Source organism: Metasolibacillus meyeri, from assembly GCF_003049505.1.
Classification (GTDB): Bacteria; Bacillota; Bacilli; order Bacillales_A; family Planococcaceae; genus Metasolibacillus; species Metasolibacillus meyeri.
Genome location: NZ_PYWN01000017.1, coordinates 12144 through 37109, shown reverse-complemented (window position 1 = coordinate 37109; position 24966 = coordinate 12144). Strand labels below are relative to the sequence as shown.

21 protein-coding genes are annotated in these 24966 nt (G+C 38.2%); 13 read left to right on the top strand and 8 right to left on the bottom strand.

The genetic code is table 11. The annotated features are described in order from the left end of the window. Positions 1 to 3 precede the first annotated feature (3 nt). From C9J34_RS02365 to C9J34_RS02350, 4 genes are all read left to right on the top strand, one after another. Positions 4 to 879, top strand: a complete 876-nt coding sequence (locus tag C9J34_RS02365) for an ABC transporter permease (RefSeq protein WP_107838251.1) — start codon at positions 4 to 6, stop codon at positions 877 to 879. A 63-nt stretch (positions 880 to 942) separates the two neighbouring features. Beyond that, positions 943 to 1701 (top strand): class I SAM-dependent methyltransferase, encoded by a 759-nt coding sequence (locus C9J34_RS02360; RefSeq protein WP_193768860.1) that lies wholly within the window; start codon positions 943 to 945, stop codon positions 1699 to 1701. A 5-nt stretch (positions 1702 to 1706) separates the two neighbouring features. Beyond that, complete coding sequence (locus tag C9J34_RS02355) at positions 1707 to 2333, top strand: histidine phosphatase family protein (RefSeq protein WP_107838249.1); 627 nt, start codon at positions 1707 to 1709, stop codon at positions 2331 to 2333. Beyond that, a complete protein-coding gene (locus C9J34_RS02350; RefSeq protein ID WP_107838248.1) occupies positions 2326 to 2793 on the top strand; it encodes an NUDIX hydrolase in 468 nt (155 codons plus the stop codon). The genes C9J34_RS02355 and C9J34_RS02350 overlap by 8 nt, the downstream gene beginning before the upstream one ends. Before the next feature lie 91 nt (positions 2794 to 2884). Here the strand turns inward: C9J34_RS02350 and nagZ are convergent, their stop codons facing one another. The 4 genes from nagZ to C9J34_RS02330 form a co-directional block, all read right to left on the bottom strand. Then, positions 2885 to 4543, bottom strand: a complete 1659-nt coding sequence (nagZ, locus tag C9J34_RS02345) for a beta-N-acetylhexosaminidase (RefSeq protein ID WP_107838247.1) — start codon at positions 4541 to 4543, stop codon at positions 2885 to 2887. A gap of 372 nt (positions 4544 to 4915) precedes the next feature. Next, positions 4916 to 5179, bottom strand: a complete 264-nt coding sequence (locus C9J34_RS02340; RefSeq protein ID WP_238600539.1) for a hypothetical protein — start codon at positions 5177 to 5179, stop codon at positions 4916 to 4918. A 166-nt stretch (positions 5180 to 5345) separates the two neighbouring features. Beyond that, entirely contained in the window at positions 5346 to 7061 is a 1716-nt protein-coding gene (locus C9J34_RS02335; protein ID WP_107838246.1) for an ABC transporter ATP-binding protein, read from the bottom strand. Further along, a complete protein-coding gene (locus tag C9J34_RS02330) occupies positions 7055 to 8242 on the bottom strand; it encodes an MFS transporter (protein ID WP_107838245.1) in 1188 nt (395 codons plus the stop codon). The genes C9J34_RS02335 and C9J34_RS02330 overlap by 7 nt, the downstream gene beginning before the upstream one ends. A 472-nt stretch (positions 8243 to 8714) precedes the next feature. Between C9J34_RS02330 and C9J34_RS02325 the strand changes: the two genes are divergently transcribed. From C9J34_RS02325 to C9J34_RS02290, 7 genes are all read left to right on the top strand, one after another. After that, positions 8715 to 9446, top strand: a complete 732-nt coding sequence (locus C9J34_RS02325; RefSeq protein WP_107838244.1) for a GntR family transcriptional regulator — start codon at positions 8715 to 8717, stop codon at positions 9444 to 9446. Continuing rightward, positions 9439 to 10971 (top strand): gluconokinase, encoded by a 1533-nt coding sequence (gene gntK / locus C9J34_RS02320; protein ID WP_107838243.1) that lies wholly within the window; start codon positions 9439 to 9441, stop codon positions 10969 to 10971. Before C9J34_RS02325 ends, gntK begins: the two co-directional genes overlap by 8 nt. An 18-nt stretch (positions 10972 to 10989) precedes the next feature. Beyond that, on the top strand, positions 10990 to 12336 hold the full coding sequence (locus C9J34_RS02315; RefSeq protein WP_107838242.1) for a GntP family permease: 1347 nt from the start codon (positions 10990 to 10992) through the stop codon (positions 12334 to 12336). Between the two features lie 12 nt (positions 12337 to 12348). Next, positions 12349 to 13749, top strand: a complete 1401-nt coding sequence (gene gnd / locus C9J34_RS02310) for a decarboxylating NADP(+)-dependent phosphogluconate dehydrogenase (protein WP_107838241.1) — start codon at positions 12349 to 12351, stop codon at positions 13747 to 13749. Positions 13750 to 13944: 195 nt separating this feature from the next. Continuing rightward, complete coding sequence (locus C9J34_RS02305; protein ID WP_107838240.1) at positions 13945 to 14136, top strand: SE1561 family protein; 192 nt, start codon at positions 13945 to 13947, stop codon at positions 14134 to 14136. A gap of 118 nt (positions 14137 to 14254) precedes the next feature. Beyond that, the gene (locus C9J34_RS02300; RefSeq protein WP_107838239.1) at positions 14255 to 15802 is read left to right on the top strand and encodes a fumarate hydratase; all 1548 of its coding nucleotides are present in this window, start codon (positions 14255 to 14257) and stop codon (positions 15800 to 15802) included. Positions 15803 to 16318: 516 nt separating this feature from the next. Then, on the top strand, positions 16319 to 18217 hold the full coding sequence (locus C9J34_RS02290; protein WP_107838237.1) for a heavy metal translocating P-type ATPase: 1899 nt from the start codon (positions 16319 to 16321) through the stop codon (positions 18215 to 18217). Between the two features lie 38 nt (positions 18218 to 18255). Here C9J34_RS02290 and C9J34_RS02285 read toward each other — a convergent pair whose 3' ends face one another. Together C9J34_RS02285 and C9J34_RS02280 are read right to left on the bottom strand one after the other, a co-directional pair. After that, complete coding sequence (locus tag C9J34_RS02285) at positions 18256 to 19194, bottom strand: YihY/virulence factor BrkB family protein (protein ID WP_338016180.1); 939 nt, start codon at positions 19192 to 19194, stop codon at positions 18256 to 18258. Between the two features lie 26 nt (positions 19195 to 19220). Further along, positions 19221 to 19541, bottom strand: a complete 321-nt coding sequence (locus tag C9J34_RS02280; RefSeq protein ID WP_107838236.1) for a YtxH domain-containing protein — start codon at positions 19539 to 19541, stop codon at positions 19221 to 19223. Between the two features lie 176 nt (positions 19542 to 19717). Here C9J34_RS02280 and C9J34_RS02275 point away from each other — a divergent pair, with 176 nt between their 5' ends. Then, positions 19718 to 19939, top strand: a complete 222-nt coding sequence (locus C9J34_RS02275; RefSeq protein ID WP_107838235.1) for a DUF1128 domain-containing protein — start codon at positions 19718 to 19720, stop codon at positions 19937 to 19939. 247 nt (positions 19940 to 20186) lie between these two features. On the opposite strand, the gene C9J34_RS02270 is transcribed toward C9J34_RS02275, so the two are convergent. Continuing rightward, a complete protein-coding gene (locus C9J34_RS02270) occupies positions 20187 to 20579 on the bottom strand; it encodes a hypothetical protein (RefSeq protein WP_107838234.1) in 393 nt (130 codons plus the stop codon). A 325-nt stretch (positions 20580 to 20904) separates the two neighbouring features. On the opposite strand from C9J34_RS02270, the gene C9J34_RS22800 reads away from it, so the two are divergent. Further along, the gene (locus C9J34_RS22800) at positions 20905 to 21012 is read left to right on the top strand and encodes a putative holin-like toxin (RefSeq protein ID WP_420799110.1); all 108 of its coding nucleotides are present in this window, start codon (positions 20905 to 20907) and stop codon (positions 21010 to 21012) included. Positions 21013 to 21390: 378 nt separating this feature from the next. Here C9J34_RS22800 and C9J34_RS02265 read toward each other — a convergent pair whose 3' ends face one another. Further along, positions 21391 to 24909, bottom strand: coding sequence for a leucine-rich repeat protein (locus C9J34_RS02265; RefSeq protein ID WP_107838233.1), 3519 nt, complete (start codon positions 24907 to 24909; stop codon positions 21391 to 21393). Between the last annotated feature and the right edge of the window lie 57 nt (positions 24910 to 24966).

The window sequence follows — 24966 nt, the reverse complement described above, 5'->3', positions numbered from 1 at the left end:
CATATGGAAGCATTATTCAGCTTAATAGGGCGCAATAATAAAGTGTTTAGACGTGATAAAACAGCTGTGTTCTTTTCCTTACTATCCGTCATTATCGTTATTGGGCTTTATGCATTATTTTTGCAGAAGATGCAAATTGACTCACTTAAACAAACAACAGAGGCTACGCCCGAACTAATTACAATGGTGAACGAATGGTTCGTAGCAGGGCTATTATCAATGATTGCCGTTTCTACAACACTTGCGGCATTTGGCATCGCTATAAAAGATATGGAATCCAAAGCAACGGCTGATTTTTTAACAGCGCCCATTTCACGTGCCACAATTCAAATGAGTTATGTACTGAATGCCGTTATCATAGGCTTTATCTTCACCTTCATTGCTTTTATCATCTGTGAAATATTTATTGTTATAACAGGTGGTACTTTATTAAGCTTTTCCTCTTCGCTAAAAGTTATTGGGTTATTAACTTTATCCGTATTGTTAGCGAGCATTATGAATGTTTTCTTTATACTATTAGCTAACACACAAAATTCCTTTGCCACATTAAGCACTATCGTCGGTACATTGCTTGGCTTTTTATGCGGTGTTTATGTGCCTGTCGGTGTACTTCCGAGCTTCGCACAAAATATCGTCATGTACTTCCCTGTTAGCCATACAACGCTACTGCTGCGCAATGCGTTTATGGAAAACTCGCTCTCCCAAGTATTTGCAGATGCACCTACTGAAGCTATTGAACAATATAAATTAATTTATGGCATCACATATAAGCTACATGGAAATATGCTAAGCCATGCTACAAGCTATATTTTTATTTTATGCACGATTGTCATACTAGCTGTATTGGCGATTTCAATTTTCAAACGAAAACATCGATAAAATAAATTTGCATATTCAATATTACGAAATATGGTATAATTACCGTAATAAGGAGGAATGAATATGAATACTTACTACGGTAGCCTATGTTCTTTATTTTACGATCTTAGTAAACCCACTGCTCCAACAGATGAATTGAATTTTTATATGTCTTATGTCAATAAGGATATGTCCATTTTAGAACCGATGTGTGGTTCTGGACGATTTATGTTAGAGTTCATTCAAAATGGATATGATATCGATGGCTTTGATATATCCGAAGAAATGATTACGAGATTTCAAGAAAAATTAGAAGGTAACCATTATAATGGTATTTTACAAAGATGCGAATTTTCAACATTCCATCCAAACAAATTGTATGATTTCATTTTTATTGCAGCAGGCTCTTTTTCGTTAATTACTGATCATGAACAAATATTATTATATTTAACATACTTGAAAAATTGGCTACAGCCAAACGGAAAAATCGCACTTACCGTTTTCACTAATATTGAATATCGGAACGGACAGCCAACTGAGGCTGTAGATACACCAAGAACTGTCCAACAGCAAAGCATTGAAATCCAATTAACTGGCTCAACATCCTATAATCCTATAAACGGTGTTACCCATTCTAAAATGACGTATGATTTATTTGAAAATGGGATTAAAACGAAAAGTGAAAATGAAGATTTCTATGTGAAATACTATCAACCTAATGAATTTGAAGCATTCGCAGCTAAAGCTGGATTACAAATTGAAAGCTCCTTCATTGATTATAATAAAACACCTTTTGCAGAGCAAGATAGCGATGCTGTTGTCTATGTATTAACAAGGAGCTGAATGATTTGCTTAAGCTTTATATTACTAGACATGGTGAAACAATATGGAATACGCAAGGAAGGTTACAAGGCTGGCAAGATTCTGATTTAACGGAAAATGGAATCAAAAATGCTCTTGCTTTAGGCAAACGATTAAAAGACATAGAGTTTAATGCTATTTACACTAGCCCGAGTAACCGCGCATTACAAACCGCTTCTCTTATTAAAGGTAATCGCAAGCAAATTATTATTGAAGAGTCAAACTTAAGAGAAATCTTTTTAGGTGAATGGGAAGGTCAAACACATGAGGAAGTAGAACAACAGCATCCAGAAGAATATCATGCGTTTTGGCATACGCCTCATTTATATGCACCAGTATCTGGAGAGAGCTTTGAGCAGCTCCAAACAAGGGTGACAAATTTTTTAAATCAGCTACTTTTACAGCATAATGATGGAAATATATTAATCGTTACACATACTGTCTTTATTAAAGCTTTCTTAATGCATTGCAAAAAGCTTTCTATTGAACAACTGTGGTCCCCTCCTTTTATACATGATACAAGTTTATCCATTATTGAAATTGATAATGACCATATAAATATCGCAATGGAGGGTGATATCATCCATCGAAGTGAGGAATTTCTTCATGATTAGACATGCTGTTGGTGCCATCATATTTCATAAAAATGAAATATTGCTAGTTCATAAAGTTAAAATCAGTACAATCAAAGATACACAAATACAAGGCGAATGGGATTTTCCAAAGGGTGGCGTTGAGCAAAGCGATAAAAATTTGGAAGCCGCTCTGTTAAGAGAGCTTGCGGAGGAAACAGGCTCTCTTCACTATAAAGTGCTAGAGCAATTAGATGAAAAAATTGCTTTTCCGTTTTCACAAGATTTTACTCAAAAAACAGGCTATACCAAACAAGAAACAACAATGTTTCTTGTTGAATATACAGGAAACCGCAACGATTTAAGCCCACAAGACAATGAAATTAGCGACATTGAGTTTGTAAGCCTTGATGAAACACTGGAAAGATTAACACATCAAGATACAAAGACCTTTTTCGAAAAAGTGACAGGGAAAATTAAATTGCGCATGTTTCACACGTAAAACAAGCAACTTTGCTTAACTAAACATAAAAACACAGGCTGTTTGAAAAGGTATCCCCCTTTCAAACAGCCGTTTTTCATAACTATATTCATTATTTCATATAAGTATTTAATACCTTTTCAATATTTGCATTCAGCTTATCCATATCAACTGCTGGTACTAGCTTATTTTCAAGCTGATATTTTTGTTTAAGCTCAATAATTCGGCGGACACTTTCATTAATGCGGTCTTCTGTAATTTCTCCATTATTGACAGCTGCTTTCACAGCTTCGATTGCAGATGTTATATTGGAAAAACCATGCGCGATTAATACAATGTCATTTCCTGCCTTCACTGCATCGACAGCTGCTTGCCCCATTTCAAAATGGTTCGCAATGGCGCCCATCGTCATATCATCTGTCATCACAACACCATCAAATCCAAGTTGCTCTCTTAAAATGCCTGTAATGATTTCCTTTGACATTGATGAAGGATATGTTTCATCAATCTTTGGCAATAAAATATGTGCAACCATCACCACGTCTGCTCCATTTTCAATCGCTGCTTTAAATGGAATAAGTTCTAACTTATTCAATTCCTCTAAGCTTTTCATGACTTTTGGCAACGCTAAATGGGAATCTACTGATGTATCGCCATGCCCTGGGAAATGTTTAATAACAGGAATCACTTGCTGAGATTCCAGCCCCTTCATCGTTTGAATTCCTAATTCACTAACGATATGAGGTTTATCGGAAAATGCACGGTCGCCAATAACGGGATTTCTAGGATTGCTGTTGACATCTAGTACAGGAGCAAAATCGAGATTAAAGCCAAATGCCTTGAGCTGTTCCCCTAATAAGCTGCCAATTTCATATGAAAATTGTGGCTCATTGATTGCCCCAATTCGTTTGTTTGTGGGGAAATTTTTCAATGCTCCCGGTAATCTAACTACATTTCCACCTTCCTGATCGGTTCCGATGAAAAGTGGAAGGCGATTGTCCGTATTTGCCGCCATTAAGTCGTTAATCAAAGTTATCGCTTGGGCTGGTGTTTGAAGATTATTGGCATAAAGAATCATCCCGCCAACCTTAAAATCATGGATTAAATTAGATGTTTCTTGCTGTAATGCTGTACCTGAAACACCTGCAAACAGCATTTGACCAATTTTCTCATCCAATGTCATTTGATTTATCATATCTGCCACTTCATCTTTTATTTCTGCATAAACTGAAATATGGTGCACGCTAGGGTTTGAATCGGTTTCTGTTGGCTTTGGTATTATCCATTTTAATTGATATGTGGAATTTACTTGATAAACTAAAATGATTTGATTCGTTGCTTCATCCTGATAATAACGACTTTCGGTTGGCTCCCCCATACTACTTTTTATATCAGCTAAATGAATTCTCTGTATATCCGCTTTAAAAGAACGAATATCAAATGCTAGTTCATTTTGATAGCCAATTGTCACATCCTGCGCTATATAATCTTCATATTTTTCATTACCTATTTCCGCTACATTTTGAGACTCTCCCCATTGTTGTTGAACCTCTTGCTGCTCTGTTTCTCCCGCAGTAAATGATACATCTGGTACTTTTCCTGCTTCCGCTAAACGAACAATATTTTGCATGATTGACTCCAAACTTTCTGTTTCCTCCTCTTGAACTGGCTCTGGCTCGGATTTTTTAGGTTTTTGTATCATCATCATAGCGATAAAAAGCAAGATGCCAAGCACAACAACTAAGAGTAAAGCCCATCCTGTTTTAGACATGTGTAAAACCTGCTTTCGTTTTAATTTCTGAATGATTGAACTCCTTTTATATAGCATACCCCAAAATACCATACACAGAAATTTTTCTATACCATATTTCTCATACAAAAAACAACAATGTTTCTCGTTGAGCATGTAGGAAATCACATTGATTTATCTCCGTATGTTGATGGAATTTTTAAGTCTTCGTGAAAATAATGCATCTAGATACAGTTTTATTGAATAAAAATTTATCCAAGAAATAAAAATTACTTTCTAAAAAGTAGATTTATCTACTACTTTCTATACAGCCCCCATCTTTCAAACGAATGCATAGAAATAGGTGCCTAAAAGTAGCACATTAAGCTACGTTTTAGACACCTCGATTATTAGTTAGTTGTTTTCTATATACTCATTCAATTGACATTGTAAAGCACAAAGCCTTTTGAACTGACTATGTGAATAGCCATCTTTCTTTGTTTTAACAGCACACATCCAGCATGAGCAGTGAATTTTCCCTTTTGACCATTTCCCTAAAGCTATCGGCGGATTCCATTGCCATTGCCGCGCTTTTGCAATATTCATTTTGCGTCGGATTGCTCGTCTGCGATGATGTCGATAATACGCCCTACTACGATTTGTTCGATATGGTTTCATGTGACCATCACACTCCTTGAGTTAGGACCTCGCCTGTAATCATCTCTCAAGGACTGTGTTATAGATGATTACAGGCAAGGTATGATGGACTTTGTGAAGTTCTTAAAATTCAATATTTTCACCTACCTTGTTAAATTGTGTGAGAATTGTGTGTGTGCCTGACACTTTATTTTTTAAACTGAATATGATGCAAGTTCGCGAAAACGCCGCCTGCTGCTACAAGCTCGTCATATGTTCCTTGCTCCTCAATACCATTTGGTGTCACAACCAAGACTTGATCCGCATTGCGAATCGTTGCAAGGCGGTGTGCAATAACAAGCGTTGTACGGTTTTCAGCTAGCTCTGCCAAAGACTCTTGGATAATCATTTCTGTTTCTGTATCTAAAGCAGATGTTGCTTCATCTAAAATTAAAATCGGTGGGTTTTTCAAGAACATACGGGCAATGGCTAGTCGTTGCTTTTGCCCCCCAGATAATTTCAAACCGCGCTCGCCAATTTGCGTTTCATAGCCGTCTGGTAAACTCGCAATAAATTCTTTTAAATGCGCACGTTCGGCAGCAGCTTGAATTTCTTCAAAGGAAGCGCCCAGTTTACCATATTCGATATTTTCTCGAATTGTCCCTGTAAATAAGAAAACATCTTGCTGTACGATACCGATTTGCTCGCGCAATGATTTTTGCGTCATATCGCGAATATCCATTCCATCAATCGTAATTTCCCCACCACTCACATCATAGAAGCGTGGGATTAATGAACAAATCGTTGTTTTCCCAGCACCACTCGGCCCAACAAAGGCAATTGTTTCACCAGCATTTAAAGAAAATGAAATATCGTTTAACACGGGCTTGGATTTGTCATAATTAAAGCTCACATGATCAAAGGCAATATTCCCATTCAATACAGGGACATCAGCCGCATTCGGTCGATCTTGTATTTCAGGCTCCTGCTCGATTAAATCGCGGAAACGCTTGAAGCCTGCCATTCCTTTTGGATAAAGCTCTAGCAATGCACTAATTTTATCAATCGGCTTAATTAATACATTCGTATATAAAATAAAGCTGACTAATTCCCCATGTGTGAGCTTACCATTATAGCTTAACCATGCACCAACGACTAATACAACCAAAGTCAATAGACGTGTCATCATATAAATTCCCGAATGTGTACCCGCCATTACTTTATATGCATATAATTTGGCTGAACGGAACAAACCATTTTGCTTGCGGAAACGAGTCATTTCAAACTCTTCATTTGTAAACGACTTTACTACGCGTGAACCTGATACACTATCCTCCACACGCGCATTGACATCTGCAATTTCGCCATACATCTTTTTCCACGCTTTATTCATTTTAATATTGCTAAATGTTACAAGCCATGTTAAAAACGGAACCATCACAAGTGCAATCCAAGCTAATGTCGGATTGACATTGAACATAATCGCAAACGCTCCGATAAATGTCATAATCGCAATAAAGAAATCCTCAGGACCGTGATGTGCAAATTCGCCAATATCAAACAAATCATTCGTAATACGGCTCATAATATGTCCTGTTTTCGTATTATCAAAAAAGCGGAATGACTGCCTTTGCACATGATTAAATAGCTCTTGACGCATATCTGTTTCAATATTAATGCCGAGCTTATGCCCTAAATAATTGACGATAAAATTTAAAAATGTGCTTAAGACATACACTAAAAGTAGCAATACACTAATTTTAACAATCATGCCCCATTCGCCTGTTGGTAGCAGTTCATCAATAAACCACTGCACTGCAAGTGGAAAGGCAAGCTCTAAAATCGCCACAAAAATTGCGCTTGAAAAATCAATCATAAACAAACGTCTATGTGGCTTATAATAAGAGAAAAATTTTCCTAGCATTGTTCGATCCTCTCTTTTCCCGTATGTAAATTTCTTCCAAAATATAAAATAATGATAAATATAACTGCGAGCATAGCTGCAATCAATAGTAAAAAGCTTATGTTATCTACTAATTGTAAATAAGCACCTCCGAAAAACGGGCCTCCTAAACTACCAAGGCTAAAGAAAATACCACATAGTAGATTCCCAGTTGGCAATAACTCTTTCGGTGTTAAATCTGTCATATAGGTAATGCCGAGTGAAAACATCGTCCCCACACACATTCCCGCTAGCGCAAAGAATAGAACGACACCCCACGGTAAATGCTCCACAAAGCTACATGCTGCAAAAATAATCGAACCCCCTAGCAAGCCACCTAATATGACTTTTCGTCGACCAATTTTGTCTCCCAACATACCTAAGGGAAGCTGTAACACAATTGTTCCTATTGAAAAGGCAGCAAGGACAACAGACACCATCGTCACATCAAAATCTTTTCGCAATGCATAGACGGGGAAGATGGCATTTAATGATGTTTCTAGAAACCCGTAAACAAATGGTGGTAAAAAAGCAATCCATGCATAACGAAACGCTAGCTTGTAACGAGTCATACTACCCGTTTGCTTCCTGTCTCCTTTTAAAGCCTCTGGATGCTCATTGCGTACAAAGAACACAAGTGACCATGCGATTAAACAAAGCACTGAAGAAACAATAAAGGGTAGCGCTGGTGAAATTTTAATTAGCGGCACAAACAATGGCCCTACCGCAAAGCCTAGACTAAACGATAATCCATAAATCGCCATGCTGCGCCCTAATTTATGCTGTGGTGTAGAAGCTGTAAGCCACGTCTGTGTACCAAAATGTAATGCATGGTCACCAATACCGATTAACAGTCTTAGGAAAAACCAAAACAATATACTTTTCCATAATGGGAATGTCGCAAGTGAAAGAAAGACTAAAGCTCCCCCAGCCATAATGACAGGCTTGTAGCCAAATTTTCGCAATGGCTGTTCAATAAAAGGAGAAATTAATAAAGTTCCTATGTATAAGCCTGTTGCATTCAAGCCATTTAATGTTGTAGCAACACCATCCTGCTCAAAGATTACTGCAATTAATGGTAATAACATACCTTGTGAAAATCCTGAAATGGAAACAATAATTACTAAAATCCAAAATCTTTGCTTTGCATATGTTGCTGCCATTCGTGTTGCCTCCGAAATATTTTCATAGTATGTTGACTATTGTAACATTTTTTCTACGGAAGTCGAAGTAAATTTAAGCATAACAAAACCCTAGCAAACTTTATCTCTAAAAGTTCACTAGGGTTTTAAATTTCACTTATCTCCACGTATTTTTGTATAAACTATCCTCTAGCTTTCTGCTAGAAAATGTTTAAACTCCCTCCCATTCATTGCGAATTTTGGCTACATGTTTTTTCCGATCAACCCTTTCTTTTATTTGTTAAGATTACTTTAACACAAAGTAAGAATAATGTAAATATTCAGAATAAAAATTTTCGGGAAAAAATTTTTTATTTCGCCTAATTTCCCAGTAGAGACGCCTTTTCAGCGCTTTACTATAAATTGTCTATCATTTAAAAGCGCTTGCATTATTGTCATTTGCATTTATAATACTTGTATACAAGTATACTTATCTGAAAGGGAGCATGATAGAATGACTGAATTCAAAGATTTTCTATACCCTCAAAAATGGCTTATTAAAGCTTCTACTGGTGAAAAAGTAACTTCTGAGCTAAGATTGCGTATCATTTCGGGCTTGATTGAAAGCGGTACCATTCTTTCTGAAAATAAATTAGCAGCGGAGTTTTCTGTTAGCCGCTCACCTATTCGTGAAGCATTAAAAACATTAGCCTCTGAAAATTTGATTCGATTGGAGCGTATGGGGGCTGTTGTACTTGGCTTAACAGATAAAGAAATTGAAGAAATTTACGATGTCCGCTTATTGATCGAGACATTTGTGTTTGAGCGACTATTAAAAATGGAAACAACTGAATTAACAATGGAGCTAAGCAAAATTGTAGAAATGATGAAAATTGCCATCAAATATCAAGATGCTGATGAATTTTCTTATCAAGATGTTTTATTTCACGAAACGATTATTCGCTCCGTTGGCCATTCTTATATTTTAATGATTTGGAATAATTTAAAACCTGTTATGGAGGGGCTTATTCTTTTATCCATGCGCATGCGCTTTCAAGAGAAATATGAGGATTTTCCACGTATCGTAAAAAATCATGAGCTCTACATTGCCGCTATTCAAGCAAAAGATCGAAAGCTAATGGTTCAATCGTTACATGATAATTTTGATGATGTGCAAGGAAAGGTAGAGGATTTATGGAGATCTCAACAAATGCTAGTAAAAGGAGTGGAACAGCAAAATGACTGAATATATGCTAGGTGTCGATATTGGAACGACTAGCACAAAAGCCGTCTTATTTACAGTTCAAGGGGCGATAATTGAGCAAGCAAATATCGGCTATCCTTTACACACACCTGATATTTCAACAGCCCAGCAAGATCCACAAGAAATATGGCAAGCTGTGCTACGAGCAGTTTCAACTATTATGGCAAAGCATGCTGACAAAAAGCTTGCCTTTATTTCTTTTAGCAGTGCCTTGCATAGCGTCATTGCGATAGATGAAAACGACCAGCCTTTAACGCCTGTTATTACATGGGCAGATAATCGAAGTGAGGGCTGGGCACGTAAAATTAAAAATGAGCTAAATGGACATGAGGTTTATTTACGCACAGGTACACCCATTCACCCGATGTCGCCATTGTGTAAAATTGCATGGCTTACACATGAGCATCCTGCTATTGCCAAAAAAGCGAAAAAATATATCGGTATTAAGGAATATATTTTTAAAAAGCTCTTTGATAAATATGTTGTTGATCACTCATTAGCCTCTGCGATGGGATTAATGAATTTACAAAAATTAGAGTGGGATGAAGAAGCATTACAAATTGCAGGCATTTCAAAAGAACAGCTGTCAACACTTGTAGCGACAACGCAATGCTTCCAAGGCTGCGATGAACAATTAGCACACCAAATGGGCATTGATCCACAAACACCGTTTATTATCGGGGCAGGTGACGGTATGCTCTCTAATTTAGGCGTTAATGCGATTGGTAAAGGCGAAGTTGCCGTAACAATCGGTACAAGTGGCGCAATTCGCACGGTCATTGATAAACCGCAAACGGATAATAAAGGACGGATTTTCTGCTATGCCTTAACAGAAAATCATTGGGTCATCGGCGGGCCTGTCAACAATGGCGGTATGGTGCTACGTTGGATTCGTGATGAGTTCGCTTCTTCTGAAATCGAAACTGCAAAACGTTTAGGCATCGACCCGTATGAGGTGTTAACGAAAATTGCGGAGCGCATTCGTCCTGGAGCAGACGGTTTGCTTTTCCACCCTTATTTAGCAGGAGAGCGCGCTCCTTTATGGAATCCAGATGTGCGTGGGTCATTTTTCGGCTTAACGATGGCACATAAAAAGGAGCATATGATTCGCGCTGCACTTGAAGGTGTTATTTACAATTTATACACGGTTTATTTAGCTTTGCGTGAATGTATGGATGGCCCTGTAACACGCATACAAGCAACAGGTGGTTTTGCACGCTCCGAAACTTGGCGTCAAATGATGGCAGATATTTTTGAATCGGAGGTTACAGTGCCTGAAAGTCATGAAAGCTCATGCCTAGGCGCTTGTATTTTAGGACTATATGCGACAAAGCAAGTTGACTCTTTACATGTAGTAGCGAATATGGTCGGTGAGACATATAAACACACACCAAAGGAAGAAGCTATGCAAGAATATCGTCAGCTACTCCCTATTTTCATCCATTTATCACGCACTTTAGAGCAAGATTACACAGCCATCGCTGCTTATCAGCGCAGCTTAATTTAATTTTAGGAGGGATTTTATATGCCATTAGTTATTGTTGGGATTGGGATTATTGCGTTATTAATATTAATCATGGCGTTTAAGCTCAATACATTTATTTCACTTATTATCGTATCCTTCGGTGTCGCACTAGCATTAGGTATGCCAATGGAGGAAATCGTAAAAACGATTGAAGCAGGCTTAGGCGGCACGCTTGGGCATTTAGCTCTCATCTTCGGGCTTGGTGCAATGCTCGGTAAATTAATTGCGGATGCAGGCGGTGCACAACGTATCGCCATGACATTAGTTGATAAGTTTGGTGAAAAACGCATTCAATGGGCTGTTGTTGTTGCTTCATTTATTATTGGTGTCGCACTGTTCTTTGAAGTTGGCTTAGTTTTATTAATTCCGATTGTTTTTGCGATTTCAAGACAATTAAAAGTTTCAATTTTATATTTGGGAATTCCAATGACAGCAGCCTTATCTGTGACGCATGGCTTCCTGCCACCACATCCAGGGCCTACTGTTATCGCCGGTGAGTTTGGGGCAAATATTGGTGAGGTGCTATTATACGGCTTTATTATTGCGATACCGACCGTTATTATCGCAGGGCCTATCTTCACAAAAATTGCGCAAAAATTAGTACCTGAATCCTTCACAAAATCAGGCGACATCGCTTCATTAGGTGAACAAAAAACATTTAAGCTTGAAGACACACCAAGCTTTGGCATTAGTGTTTTCACTGCATTATTACCTGTCATTTTAATGTCCATTGCAACGATTATTACATTGCTGCAAAAAACAATGGGCTTTGAGGACAATACCTTTTTAGCCATCATTCGCTTTATTGGTGATGCGGGGACAGCGATGTTAATTTCCTTACTAGTTGCCGTTTATACAATGGGAATTGCTCGCAAAATTCCAATTAAAACGGTGATGGACTCCTGTACAACAGCGATTTCTCATATTGGTATGATGCTGTTAATTATCGGCGGTGGCGGTGCATTCAAGCAAGTTTTGATTAACGGTGGTGTTGGTGACTACGTAGCGGAGCTATTCGATGGTACGAACCTATCCCCTATTTTACTAGCGTGGATTATCGCTGCGATTTTACGTATTTCATTAGGCTCCGCAACAGTTGCAGCCTTAACAACAGCAGGGCTCGTTATCCCAATGCTTGGGCAATCAGATGTGAATCTCGCATTAGTTGTACTTGCTACAGGTGCAGGTAGTTTAGTTGCTTCACACGTAAACGATGCAGGTTTCTGGATGTTCAAAGAGTATTTCGGCTTAAGCATGAAAGAGACATTTGCAACATGGACATTACTTGAAACAATTATTTCTATCGCAGGTTTAGGATTCGTCCTATTATTAAGCTTATTTATTTAAGGAGTGAAAAAGATGGTCAATACAATTGGTGTAATCGGCTTAGGCGTAATGGGCAGCAATATTGCATTAAACATGGCAAACAATGGTGAGCAAGTGGCTGTTTATAATTATACAAGTGATTTAACAGAGAAGTTAATGGCGAAGTTAGAAGGACAAATCCTTACACCCTATTATGAGCTAGAAGCATTCGTGCAATCTTTAGCAGCTCCACGTAAAATTTTCCTGATGGTGACGGCTGGTGCAGCAATCGATTCAGTGATTCAATCATTAATTCCATTGCTACAAGAGGGCGATATTGTTATGGACGGTGGGAACTCCCATTATGAAGATACAGCACGTCGCTATGATGAATTGAAAGCACATGGCATCGGCTACTTAGGTATCGGTGTCTCAGGTGGCGAAGTTGGTGCATTAACAGGCCCTTCCATTATGCCTGGCGGTGATTTACATTTTTACAATGAAGTAGCCCCTATTTTAACAAAAATTGCAGCAAAAGCAGATGGCGAACCTTGCTGTACATATATCGGTCCAAAGGGTGCGGGTCATTTTGTGAAAATGGTGCATAACGGCATTGAATACGCAGATATGCAGTTAATTGCTGAAGCTTATACATTTTTACGTGGCAATTTAGGCTTAACTGTTGAAGAAATCGCCGATATTTTTGAAACGTGGAATGCAGGCGAATTAAAAAGCTATTTAATCGAAATTACGGCTGAAATTTTACGTAAAAAAGATGCTGTGACAGGCTTGCCGCTTGTTGATGTCATTTTAGACCAAGCTGGACAAAAAGGCACAGGGAAATGGACAAGCTTACAAGCAATCGATAATGGTATTCCAACATCCATCATTACAGAGGCATTGTTTGCTCGTTATTTATCTGCTTTAAAAGAGGAGCGCGTACAAGCACAGCCGATTTTAGCAGGCCCTAACAAGCGCACGCAAAACTTAGAGAAAGAGCAGTGGATTGAATATGTGCGCCAAGCACTATATATGGGTAAAATTTGTGCCTATGCGCAAGGCTTTACGCAATATAAAATGACGTCTGAAATTTATAATTGGAACTTGCCATTAAAGGATATCGCCTTAATTTTCCGCAGCGGCTGCATTATCCGCGCAGAATTTTTAAATGTCATTAGTGAAGCTTATGACGAAAAAGCAGATTTAGCGAACTTATTGATTGCTCCGTATTTCGTTGATAAAACAGCAAGCTATCAGCAAAGTTTACGCAATATCGTTTGCGAAGGCATTCAATCAGGTGTTGCATTGCCATGCTTGAGTTCATCATTAGCATATTATGATAGCTATCGCACAGGTGCATCCAACGCCAACATTTTACAAGCACAGCGTGATTATTTTGGTGCACACACATACAAGCGCAATGATATGGAAGGCACATTCCATACGGAGTGGTGATAGCCCTATTTCGTTGAGCGAATTCAGGCGATGGTTGAGCGAATTTTGCTAGTGGTTGAGCGAAAACCACGTTTCAATGAGCAAATTTCGCTGTTCGTTGATCGAATCATTACTTTTGAACTAGAATTTTAAAAGATTTTTCTGTCAAAACGCTGTATAATAACAATGTAATAACCTACAATACAGGAGAATGCAATGAAACCTATTACAAACAAAGAACAGCAAGTCACATATTTAAAAGAACGCTTAGAAATCTTTCTTGAAGTGTTGGATGCGATTGATCCAGAAACGACAGAGCTTGACGATATCGACCGCCTTATCCAAATGATGGATGATTTAGAAGATAAAATGGAGCAATTTCAACAACGCACCGATAATGAACAATAATGATTCAATTTGAAGGGGAAATTTGTCACTTAAGACACTCCCCTTTTTTTAGTGGTTTGAAAGGAGTATAATAAGTACGGAATTCAAATTCATTACTATTTTTCGGGGGGAAAATAACATGGCATATTTAGAAACTTTGGAGAAAAGCCTGTACAATTTAGTAACAGAAACATCGACAAACTTACCAAAAGATGTTCGCCGTGCGATTAAAAAAGCCAAAGAAGCAGAAAACGCTGGTACGCGAGCTGCAATGAGCTTAGATACAATTACAACAAATATCGTAATGGCTGAAGACAATGTATCACCGATTTGTCAGGATACTGGTTTGCCAACATTTAAAGTATACACTCCAGTAGGTGTCAACCAACTTGAAATTAAAAAAGCGATTCAAACAGCAATTGCTTCTGCAACGGCTGATGCAAAATTACGCCCAAACTCAGTAGATTCATTAACTGGGAAAAACTCTGGTACAAACATCGGAGCTGGTCTTCCAGTTGTCAAATTCGAGCAATGGGAAAATGATTATATTACAGTAAAGCTGATCCTAAAAGGTGGCGGCTGTGAAAATAAAAATATTCAATACTCTTTACCAGCAGAATTAGAAGGTTTAGGTCGTGCTGGTCGTGATTTAGATGGAATTCGCAAATGTATTTTACATTCTGTTTGGCAAGCACAAGGACAAGGCTGTTCAGCAGGCTTCATCGGTGTGGGTATCGGTGGCGACCGCTCAGCAGGCTATGACCTTGCAAAAGAGCAATTATTCCGTCATGTAGATGATGTCAACCCAATCGAAGACTTAGCAAAATTAGAAGAGTATATCGTGAAAACATCAAACACATTTGGCGTTGGCACAATGGGCTTCGGTGGTGAGGCAACATTGTTAGGCTGTAAAATCGGCGTAATGGATCGCTTGCCTGCTTCATTCTTTGTATCAGTAGCTTATAACTGCTGGGCATACCGTCGTATGGCAATTGATATCAATCCTGCAACAGGTGAAATCATTAATTGGCATTATCAAGAAGGTGAAAAAATCACGTTCAAAGACGAAGTGCAAACAGCGGCAACAACTGATAGCGACAGCCAAGTAGTCGAATTAGTTGCACCAATTACAGAGGAAAAAATTCGCTCACTTAAAGTTGGTGACGTAGTGAAAATTACTGGTCGCATGTACACAGGTCGTGACGCAATTCACCACCACCTAATCGGTGAAGGTGTAGAAGCACCTGTTGACTTAAACGGGCAAATCATTTATCACTGTGGTCCGGTTATGGCAAAAGACGAAGCAGACAATTGGGTAGTAAAAGCGGCTGGTCCGACAACTTCTATTCGTGAGGAGCCATACCAAGGCGATATCATGAAAAAATTCGGTATTCGCGCTGTTATGGGTAAAGGCGGCATGGGTCCAAAAACACTAAAAGCATTACAAGAGCACGGCGGCGTTTACTTAAACGCAATCGGTGGTGCAGCGCAATACTATGCAGATTGCATTAAAGGCGTTGACGGCGTTGATTTAATCGAATTCGGTATTCCAGAAGCAATGTGGCACTTAAATGTGGAAGGCTTCACAGCAGTTGTCACAATGGATTCACATGGCAATTCGCTACACGCTGACGTTGAAAAATCTTCACTTGATAAATTAGCACAACACGCAGAACGCGTATTTTAATTATTTGAGGGGGCAGTATCGGAAAAGTCCGATACGCCCTTTTTTTGCGGGCGAATTTAGGTATCTTGCGGGCGAACTTCACTGTTTAACGGGCGAATTTGGAGATCTTGCGGGCGAATTATTACTTTCGAACTAAAAAATTCCCAAACACTCGCTTCAACATTTTTTAATAATTTATCATACTGGACGACCACAACATGTTCAAACAAGTGAACATTGGCTACAAGAAGAAGTAATGCCAAATCAATTAAAATAACATAAATAAAAACAAAGGACTGAGAACAATGTAATACAATTAGCAATAATATAATCATAATAAAAAATAATACATATCCCTTAAACTTACGAAAAAATTTCTCTTCGCAAGTTTTTTTTATTGCATTCTTGGTTAGCTCCCCTTATACTTTAATTATAATAATTCTAATTTAGAAATAAAACTAACCTAAATGAAAAACATTATCAAATAGCTAATTATTTGTTAGATGAAAGTGAAATTCATTATCAAGGAGGGCTCATATGAATATGATTAATCGAGAAAACACATCTTTAAATGAGAAAATATATGAACATAAGGAATTGATTGCTGCACTTGTTGCTGGTTTAATTATCATTCTTGCTTGGCGCATGGATCAGAACGGTCAATTAACGGCTGCCATTATCGCTTACTTAAGTGCCTTTGCTATTGGTGGTTATGCAAAAGCAAAGGAAGGTATTGAGGATACAATCGAAAATAAAGCATTGAATGTGGAAATTTTAATGATTTTAGCTGCTATCGGTTCTGCGATTATTGGTTATTGGACAGAAGGTGCTATCTTAATTTTTATTTTTGCGGTAAGTGGTGCTTTAGAAACATATGCAATGAATAAAAGTCATAAAGAAATATCCTCACTTATGGCATTACAGCCTGAGGAAGCATGGCTAATACGTGATGGCCTTGAACCAATTCATGTTCCCGTTGCCTCTTTAAAAGTTGGCGATTATATTTTAGTAAAGCCAGGTGAACGCATTCCAGCGGATGGAACTGTTTTTAAAGGCGTATCTGCTGTTGATGAGGCAGCGATTACTGGAGAGTCTATGCCAGTAACGAAAAATATGGAGAGTGCCGTTTTTGCTGGAACAATGAATTTAAATGGTGTCTTAACAATTAAAGTAGCTAAAACAAGTTCAGAAACTTTATTTCAAAAAATTATTACACTTGTTCAATCTGCACAAAGTGAAAAATCTCCTTCTCAGCAATTTATCGAGCGCTTTGAAGGTGTCTATGTAAAAGGCGTATTAACAGCAGTCGCATTCATGATGTTTCTCCCCCACTTTTTATTAGGCTGGGATTGGACGACAACGTTTTACCGCGCAATGGTGCTACTCGTTGTTGCCTCACCGTGTGCCTTAGTTGCTGCCATTATGCCTGCAACACTAGCTGCTATTTCGAATGGAGCAAGAAATGGAATTTTATTCAAAGGTGGTTTACATTTAGAGCATTTGAGTGCATTGCGCGCTTTGGCAGTTGATAAAACAGGAACATTAACGCAAGGCACACCTATTGTGACAGATTTCATCGTACGTGATGAGGAAAAGCGCATGCATACATTAACCATTTTGGCTGCTATTGAAGCACACGCCAATCATCCACTCGCACACGCAATTACTGCCTTTGCTAATGAGCAACAAGTAGAAAAAATAGAGGCTACTATTGAAGATGTACCTGGCTTTGGTATAAAAGCAATGATTAATAATAAACAATACTTAGTCGGTAAACCCGAATTTGTCGGCTATAGCGAGTCACAAAGCTTTGCTAATCACGCGGCCGAAAAACTTGCTTCACAAGGAAAAACGGTTATCTTCTTAAAGGATCACGAAGGAATTGTAGCACTTGTTGCAATGCAGGATACTGTTCGTGAGGAGGCAAAAAAAGCAGTGGCCTTACTACAGGAGCTAGGTATCGACGTAATGATGCTAACAGGAGATAATGAAAAAACGGCGAAAGCGATCGCTGCCCAATCTGGTGTTAATGCTTATATTGCGGAGTGTTTGCCAGAGGTAAAAGTAAATTATATTAAAGATTATCTCACAAAATATAAAGCAGTCGGCATGGTTGGTGACGGGATTAATGACGCACCAGCACTTGCTACCGCAACAGTAGGTATTGCAATGGGCGGTGGTACAGATGTTGCCCTTGAAACAGCTGATGTTGTATTAATGAAAAATGATTTATCAAAAATTGCCTATGCTGTTAAGCTATCGCGCAAAATGCAGCGTATCGTCAAGCAAAACATTATATTTTCATTAAGCGTTATCGTTTTGTTAATTGCCTCGAACTTTTTCCAAGTAATCGACCTACCTCTCGGGGTTCTCGGTCATGAAGGAAGTACAATTTTAGTCATTTTAAATGGCCTAAGAATGTTGAAAAATGTATAGATTAAAAGGCTGTCAGAAAATCCTGACAGCCTTTTTGATTAAACTAGGAATATTTTTTGATCCTGCTTTGCTTTTTTAGCAAGATGACGATTTTGCAAAGCGGCATTTAATAGACCGCCTAAAATTAAAATCATGCCTGTTAAATAAAGCCATAACATGAGCACAATAACCCCAGCAATACTACCATATGTCGCACCAAAATTGCTGAAATTCCCTACATAAAATGAGAAGCCGTACGATAATGCGAGCCAACCTGCCGTTGCTAAAATGGCACCTGGAATAATGCTAATCAATGTTAATCTTGGTTCCGTATTTGGTATAACCCAATACATTAATGTTAAGACGGCAAAAATAATCACGTTTGGCATAAGCCATCGTAGCAATGTCCACATTGATTCAAATGAACTTTCTATGCCAATATAAGAAAATACGAAGCTACCAATTTGCTTACCGAAAACAGGAAAGACTAATGCGATTAATATAAGAGCAATAAAAGCTAATGTAAAAAGAAGCGCCCATAAGCGATTTACTACACCCGACCTTCCCTCTACATCATACGCGCGATTCAAGCCTTTAATTAATGCGTCAATCCCCCGTGAAGCAGACCAAATCGTCCCGATAATACCAAGTGATAATAGTCCGCTATTTGAAGTCGTTAAAATCTCGCCTACAATATTTTCAGTCAATACATATACTTCCTCTGGCATAATATCTGCCATAAACTCAAACACTTGATGGCGCTGTAAGTTTAAATACGGCAGCAATGTTACTAAAAATATAAGTAATGGAAAAAAGGATAGCAGAAAAAAATAGGCTAGCTGTGCACCCATACCTGATATATCCGCACGCTTCACACGTACAAATATATCTTGAAAAAAGCCTTTTGTTGTTGTGACATCAATATCAGCCTCTGCAGGTGCAACAAAGGATTTCCAGAAGGCTAGCATGCTTGATGCATTCTTTTTAAGCTCTTTCACCAAGCAATCCCTCCTTCTTTGCTGTTTTATGAATTACTCTTTGAAAAGGCATCTTTTGTTTCCGTTACTAAGCTTTTTACTGTGCTCGGTAATGTTTTGGCATCATCCACATGCTCCATAATAGAGCCAATATTATTGGTCACATTGGCATATAATGATTGTGCCTGCTCCATTTTCGTTTCAATTAACTCCTGTAATTCATCACGATTTTGTGAATAATAAGCAAAAGTGTCCTTCACCTTTTTAGATGTTTCCATTGTATGCTGGCGCGTTTGTTTATCTAGCATACTAAGTGCAGCTCCTGCTAATGCGCCTAAAATAATTGCTGGTACTAATTTGCTTTTCATTACTTTTCCTCCACTCTTTCATGTATTATTCCCAAGTCACTTCAAAGTAAAACGTTACTTACTATTATTGTAACGAAATTTCTCTATTTTTGAAAGCTTCCCTACACTCGCTGTTGTACATTCTATATGTTATAATAGGTCGAATTAATTCGTTTATTTTGAAAGGTAGGCTAACAATGGATTTAACAATACCCTCTCAGGAAAATGTGATTTATATGGTAGAGCAAATTAAAGAAAAGCTACGCATGGTTAACGTCGATGCAATGAAATCAGAGCATTTTGATGAAAAACACTACGAGGATTTATGCTATTTATACGAAATGGTTATGAAACGCGATTCCTTCAGCCCTAGCGAAATGAATGCGATTGTTGCAGAATTAGGGTCTTTGCGTAAGTAATTGCGAGATAGACAGAACAAAAGGGTTTGCACACAGCTATGCTTGTACAAACCCTTTTCAGAGAGTTTTTTTATCTTTTATCCTCACAACGGCTACTCATAAAATCTTTTCTATTTACATGCAGGTAACCTTGAAGATTTGTCATACTTCATAATAAACTATACCGCTATATTAACGATGTACACATAATCCTCTAATAATACCAGCCATAACAGAACTATCCCCAATTGTAATTCCTGTTCTAGTCTTAACAAGTTGAATAATAAAAAGTACCATTGCTACTAATGTAAATAGAGCCTTCACTCGTAGACCATTTTTCATTTACATCGCTCTCGTTCGTTAGGAATTGTGAAGATTCCATGGAGGCATTGTATGACATATTCGTATAAAGACTGACACCTCCATATAGAATTTTACTCGTTTGATTAGCATCCTTCCATAAACATGAAAATTTATAGCCATTTGGTCCAAAAGCCGATTTCACATTAAATGCTCGTATTGCCTCTCCAACTTTAATAGATTGTAAACCTTTGTCTTCTTTACTATCTGTATCCCAGTACCCCCAATACAGTTGTGATTCCATCACCTCTAAACCTGGTTTCTTATCATTTGTAATTCCTATATAAAAAGTCCATGCCATAACTACCATACCTCCCTTTGAAATTACTTTTGTATCAAAGTACAATTAAACTATTTTGAATTCAACTTATTCCGTAGTACTATATATCCATTATAAAAAGCCTTCAATATAAATTCTACAAAAATCGACATTGAGCAGCGTTAAAATTTCTTAACATTCAGTCATTTATTAATTGTTATGATATTGCTTGAATTTCTTCAAATGTCCTATAGCAACTTGGGAATAATCGTGTGTATTTAGTAGTCCTCTATATGTTAAACTAGTGGTAGTAGCATACATAAGTAGGTGACGGCTGAACTCCCTTGTAGAAAGGGGGTGAGGCAAGGTGACGGTATATGAAGCATTTAGTTTGATGGCGCAATTTACTTTAATGTTACTAGCGTTATTAACTTTTATTGTGACAATTATCGTTTATCTAAACAAAAAGAAATAGCCACCTCCCACGACCAATGTTAGGTGACTATTTCTTTATGAAATAAAATCGGTCAGCCGCTATTATGCGGCATGTATGTTGCCATTGACTAGATGTTCGCGCATCTAGTCTCTTTTTTAGTATACGACTAGTATAACATGCTTATACATTGAAGCCAAGTGTAGTTGAGATACTAATACTATCCCTTCTATCCGCCCACCTCAAGACTTGAGTAAAACAAAATGGAGAGGTGAGCGATAACTGTCCGTAAAAGCCCTACTTTCGGCCAACATGATGTTGGTATACAAGCGTTTTCACAGAATGTGAAGTTCTTAGCTTGTGTTCCTTTATCAACAATCAGTGAGGATGAGAAAAACCTCCACTGATTGAAGTTTCACTTTATTGTGCTGCCGCTTGAATCTCATCAAACGCCCAATATGCTGGTGTCACATCTATGAATAATGGTGTTTGTGTACCCGCTTGTACCTCGCGCTCAAACAATTGGTTTAACACTTTAACTGCTTGTGCCCTCGTTAATGCTCCTTCTGGATTGAAAGTTGTATTGCTTGTACCTGTCATCATGCCAAGTGCATTGACTTTCGCAATCGCTTCTGCTGCCCAGTGTGTTGGGTTAACATCTGTGAAGACTAAGGTTGTATCAACCGTTAACTCTTCACCTTGCTCCTCTAGCCAACGTACCACTACTGCTGCCATTTGTGCACGCGTGATCATACCGTTTGGATTGAACGTTGTGGCTGTTGTTCCTTGGAATAACCCTTGTGCTTTTACATATTCAATTGCATCTTTTGCACCATGCTTTGTTGTATCTTGGAAGCTAGCTTGTACTGTTGGAATGTCATCGTTTGTTAAATAACGTGCCAACATGCTTGCCATTTGTGCTCTTGTTACTGGTGTATTCGGGCGGAATGTGCCATCTGTATAACCTTGGATATATGGTACAGAAGTAGGCACTGGTTGCTCTATATTTGGCTGTTCTACTACTTTATCTTGTGGCACATATAAAATCGAGAATGTTGAAAATTTCGTCACTTCAAATTGAATGCCTTTTGTACTTTCCTTAAAGTCTACAATTTGACCACGTACGACTTCTTTCGTGCCATCGCTATGCTCGATATAAATTACTAAACTATCTAATTGTTCCTGTGTGATGTCTGCTGGTAATGGCAATGTTAATGTCACAGGACGTTTTTGCATATTTGTTTCAATTGTCATTGGTTGTCCTAGTAGTGTCACCGTTGTACTTGTTAGCTGCTGTACCGCTTGCTCTGTTTTTGCGCGTTCCTCTAGCTGTTGTTGCGTTTCTTGTGCTTTCACTGGTACAACACGGAAATACAATTCTTCTTCAAAGGACTGTAATGAGCTTTGTGGAATGGCAATTTTTGCGTCAGCCGCCGCAATTTCTAATTGAACTTGCCCTTCTTTTAACATCGTTAATACTGTTGATGGTATGACAATATCTGTTTGCTGGGCACGATTGTCCGTTGGCAAAATGATACGCATTGTATCTGAATTTTGTTCTTGCAGTTTTGCCAATGCCTCTGTTGTGCTTTGTACAGTTAATGTGACACGATCTTGTACTGTACCATCTGTATTCGTTGTACGATTCACGATGGTTTTTGCTACCTCATGACCATCTCCATCCTGAACATCCACCACTAATTGTTCAGTTGTTGCATTCGTATTATCGTTATTACTCGTCACGTTGTCATTATTTGATGTTCCTTCACCAGTAGACGGTGGCGCTATATTTGTACTTATACCTTTTACTGTTATCATAAATGTTTTCGTTTTAATCGTGTTACCTTTTGTAATCGTCGCTATTAAAGTAACTATGCTATCGCCGCCAGATGGTCGTATCACCTCACCGTTTGACTTGATAATAAGTGGATGATTAGTTGACCAACTGATTGTCGTCTCAAATAATCCGCTTGTTGGTAAGTGCAGATTTTTTGTAACATGTGCCGCGCTATCTCCTGTTGTATATCCAACCTCTAGGGCAAGCTCAGCTTGTGTCACAGCTTGGTCATCTGTCAAAGCGTCTGCATTTGGTATAACAGGATTAGATTCTATGGAGTCCGCACTATTGCCTGTACTGTTCCATGCCACTACTTTAAAAGTATATTCTGTACCATTTGTTAAACCTGTCACTGTGATTGGACTCATTGAACCCGTTGCTTGCAAGGCTGGCTTCTCTACTCCCGTCTCATAAACCTTCACTTTATAACCTAGAATCGGAGATCCTATGTGGATAGGTACAACAAAGCTTACACTTGCTTGTCCATTCCCTGCCACCGCTGTCACATTTGTTGGCGCCGTTGGTATTGTCGGTGTAATTGGTGGAAAGATTGGTGCTATCGGAATAACAGGAGGATTCGATTCTGCTGATTCCTCGCTATCGCCTGCGTCATTTGTTGCTACCACTTTAAAGGTATAAGGTTGACCGTTTGTTAAATTTGGTACTAGCATCGTCAACGTGTTTGCTATAGTTGGTGTAATATTCGTTGTGGTTGTTTCTAATGCTGGCTTTTCTATGCCAGCTTCATAGACTTTCACCTTATAACCTGTAATTGCACTTCCTCCGTTACTTAATGGTGGATAGAAGTTTACTATCGCAGCTCCAAATATTGCTGACACACTGTGAATTGTGGGTGCAGACGGCTTTGATGCTGGAGCTGTTGGTGTAACTGCATTTGATACCTCTGAGTCCAAACTATCTACTAGACCGCTCGTCGCTACTACTTTAAAAGTATAGGTTGTACCGTTTGTTAAACCTGCCACTATAATTGGACTTTGCACACCTGCCACCTGAAAGGCTGATTGTTCCTGTCCATTTACATAAACCTTTACTTTATAGCCTGTAATCACGTTTGCACTATCACCTGTAACTACACTTGCACTATCCTCAGTTGAAATGAAGCTCACTGTTGCCTCTCCATTCCCTGCTACTGCGGTTACATTTGTTGGCGCAGATGGTAGTGTTTGTGGTTCAGAGTAAGCTGTTAAGGCTGTTGTTACAGTTAGTTGATCCCAAGGCGTTAATTCATTTCCATTTTGATACCAAAGCGTTTCTATAATACCATTTTGGAATTTAAAAGCACTAGCACCAACTGTTATAGGTGGATTTGCTGGTGCTGCAAATTCAATTTTCTTCAATATATTTGATTGAAATGCATTATTTTTTATCACTTTTATACTAGCTGGAAATGAAATACTTTCTAATTCATTAGATCCAAATGCAGTTGTTCCTATACTTTCAAGTTGACTCCCTTGTTCAAATATTACTGTCTTTAGTTTATTATTAGAAAAGGCGTAGTCCCCTATCTTTTGAACGCTCGAAGGAATTGTAATAGTTGTTAATTGATTCCTATCTCCCCCCGAATAATTCACAAAAGCATTATCTCCTATTTCAATTAAGTTAGATGCTGGCTTAAAATTTACAGATATTAGTTTATTTTGTTCAAAAGCACCAGTATCTATCTTTGTAACCGAAGCAGGAATTGTAACAGTTGTTAGTGCATTGCTTTGAAAAGCAGCTACTCCTATTTCTTCAAGCTCAGATGATGGCTCAAAAATAATCTCTGTTAATTCACTATTGTGAGCAAAAGCATGTTGCCCTATCTTTTTAATAGTAGAAGGAATCTTTACACTTTTCAATTCTTTTAGAAAAAATGCTTGTTGCCCTATTATCGTTACCGTTTTTTCAACACCACTATGAAACAGTGTATGAGGAATTTCCAGTTCTCCTGTTGGAGCTACTCCATTCCAACCAGTAATCGTTAATGTATCATCTACATTCAAGCTTGTTGTGAATCCATCCGCAGCCTTTGCAGATACCAACCCCAACTGTGACCAAATAAGTACCATAATGACGAAAATACTACCCCACTTTTTTATCATCTATAAATCTCCTCTTCTTTACATATTGTTTTATCTAGTATAAAAGAATTATGTCGC

What these genes read in the sequence shown, in the direction of transcription:
- C9J34_RS02365 (WP_107838251.1), top strand. Translation starts at nt 4, where the DNA reads ATGGAAGCATTATTCAGCTTAATAGGGCGCAATAATAAAGTGTTTAGA.
- C9J34_RS02360 (WP_193768860.1), top strand. Translation starts at nt 943, where the DNA reads ATGAATACTTACTACGGTAGCCTATGTTCTTTATTTTACGATCTTAGT.
- C9J34_RS02350 (WP_107838248.1), top strand. Translation starts at nt 2,326, where the DNA reads ATGATTAGACATGCTGTTGGTGCCATCATATTTCATAAAAATGAAATA.
- nagZ (WP_107838247.1), bottom strand. Translation starts at nt 4,543, where the DNA reads ATGTCTAAAACAGGATGGGCTTTACTCTTAGTTGTTGTGCTTGGCATC.
- C9J34_RS02340 (WP_238600539.1), bottom strand. Translation starts at nt 5,179, where the DNA reads ATGAAACCATATCGAACAAATCGTAGTAGGGCGTATTATCGACATCAT.
- C9J34_RS02335 (WP_107838246.1), bottom strand. Translation starts at nt 7,061, where the DNA reads ATGCTAGGAAAATTTTTCTCTTATTATAAGCCACATAGACGTTTGTTT.
- C9J34_RS02330 (WP_107838245.1), bottom strand. Translation starts at nt 8,242, where the DNA reads ATGGCAGCAACATATGCAAAGCAAAGATTTTGGATTTTAGTAATTATT.
- C9J34_RS02325 (WP_107838244.1), top strand. Translation starts at nt 8,715, where the DNA reads ATGACTGAATTCAAAGATTTTCTATACCCTCAAAAATGGCTTATTAAA.
- gntK (WP_107838243.1), top strand. Translation starts at nt 9,439, where the DNA reads ATGACTGAATATATGCTAGGTGTCGATATTGGAACGACTAGCACAAAA.
- C9J34_RS02315 (WP_107838242.1), top strand. Translation starts at nt 10,990, where the DNA reads ATGCCATTAGTTATTGTTGGGATTGGGATTATTGCGTTATTAATATTA.
- gnd (WP_107838241.1), top strand. Translation starts at nt 12,349, where the DNA reads ATGGTCAATACAATTGGTGTAATCGGCTTAGGCGTAATGGGCAGCAAT.
- C9J34_RS02305 (WP_107838240.1), top strand. Translation starts at nt 13,945, where the DNA reads ATGAAACCTATTACAAACAAAGAACAGCAAGTCACATATTTAAAAGAA.
- C9J34_RS02300 (WP_107838239.1), top strand. Translation starts at nt 14,255, where the DNA reads ATGGCATATTTAGAAACTTTGGAGAAAAGCCTGTACAATTTAGTAACA.
- C9J34_RS02290 (WP_107838237.1), top strand. Translation starts at nt 16,319, where the DNA reads ATGAATATGATTAATCGAGAAAACACATCTTTAAATGAGAAAATATAT.
- C9J34_RS02280 (WP_107838236.1), bottom strand. Translation starts at nt 19,541, where the DNA reads ATGAAAAGCAAATTAGTACCAGCAATTATTTTAGGCGCATTAGCAGGA.
- C9J34_RS02275 (WP_107838235.1), top strand. Translation starts at nt 19,718, where the DNA reads ATGGATTTAACAATACCCTCTCAGGAAAATGTGATTTATATGGTAGAG.
- C9J34_RS02270 (WP_107838234.1), bottom strand. Translation starts at nt 20,579, where the DNA reads ATGGCATGGACTTTTTATATAGGAATTACAAATGATAAGAAACCAGGT.
- C9J34_RS02265 (WP_107838233.1), bottom strand. Translation starts at nt 24,909, where the DNA reads ATGATAAAAAAGTGGGGTAGTATTTTCGTCATTATGGTACTTATTTGG.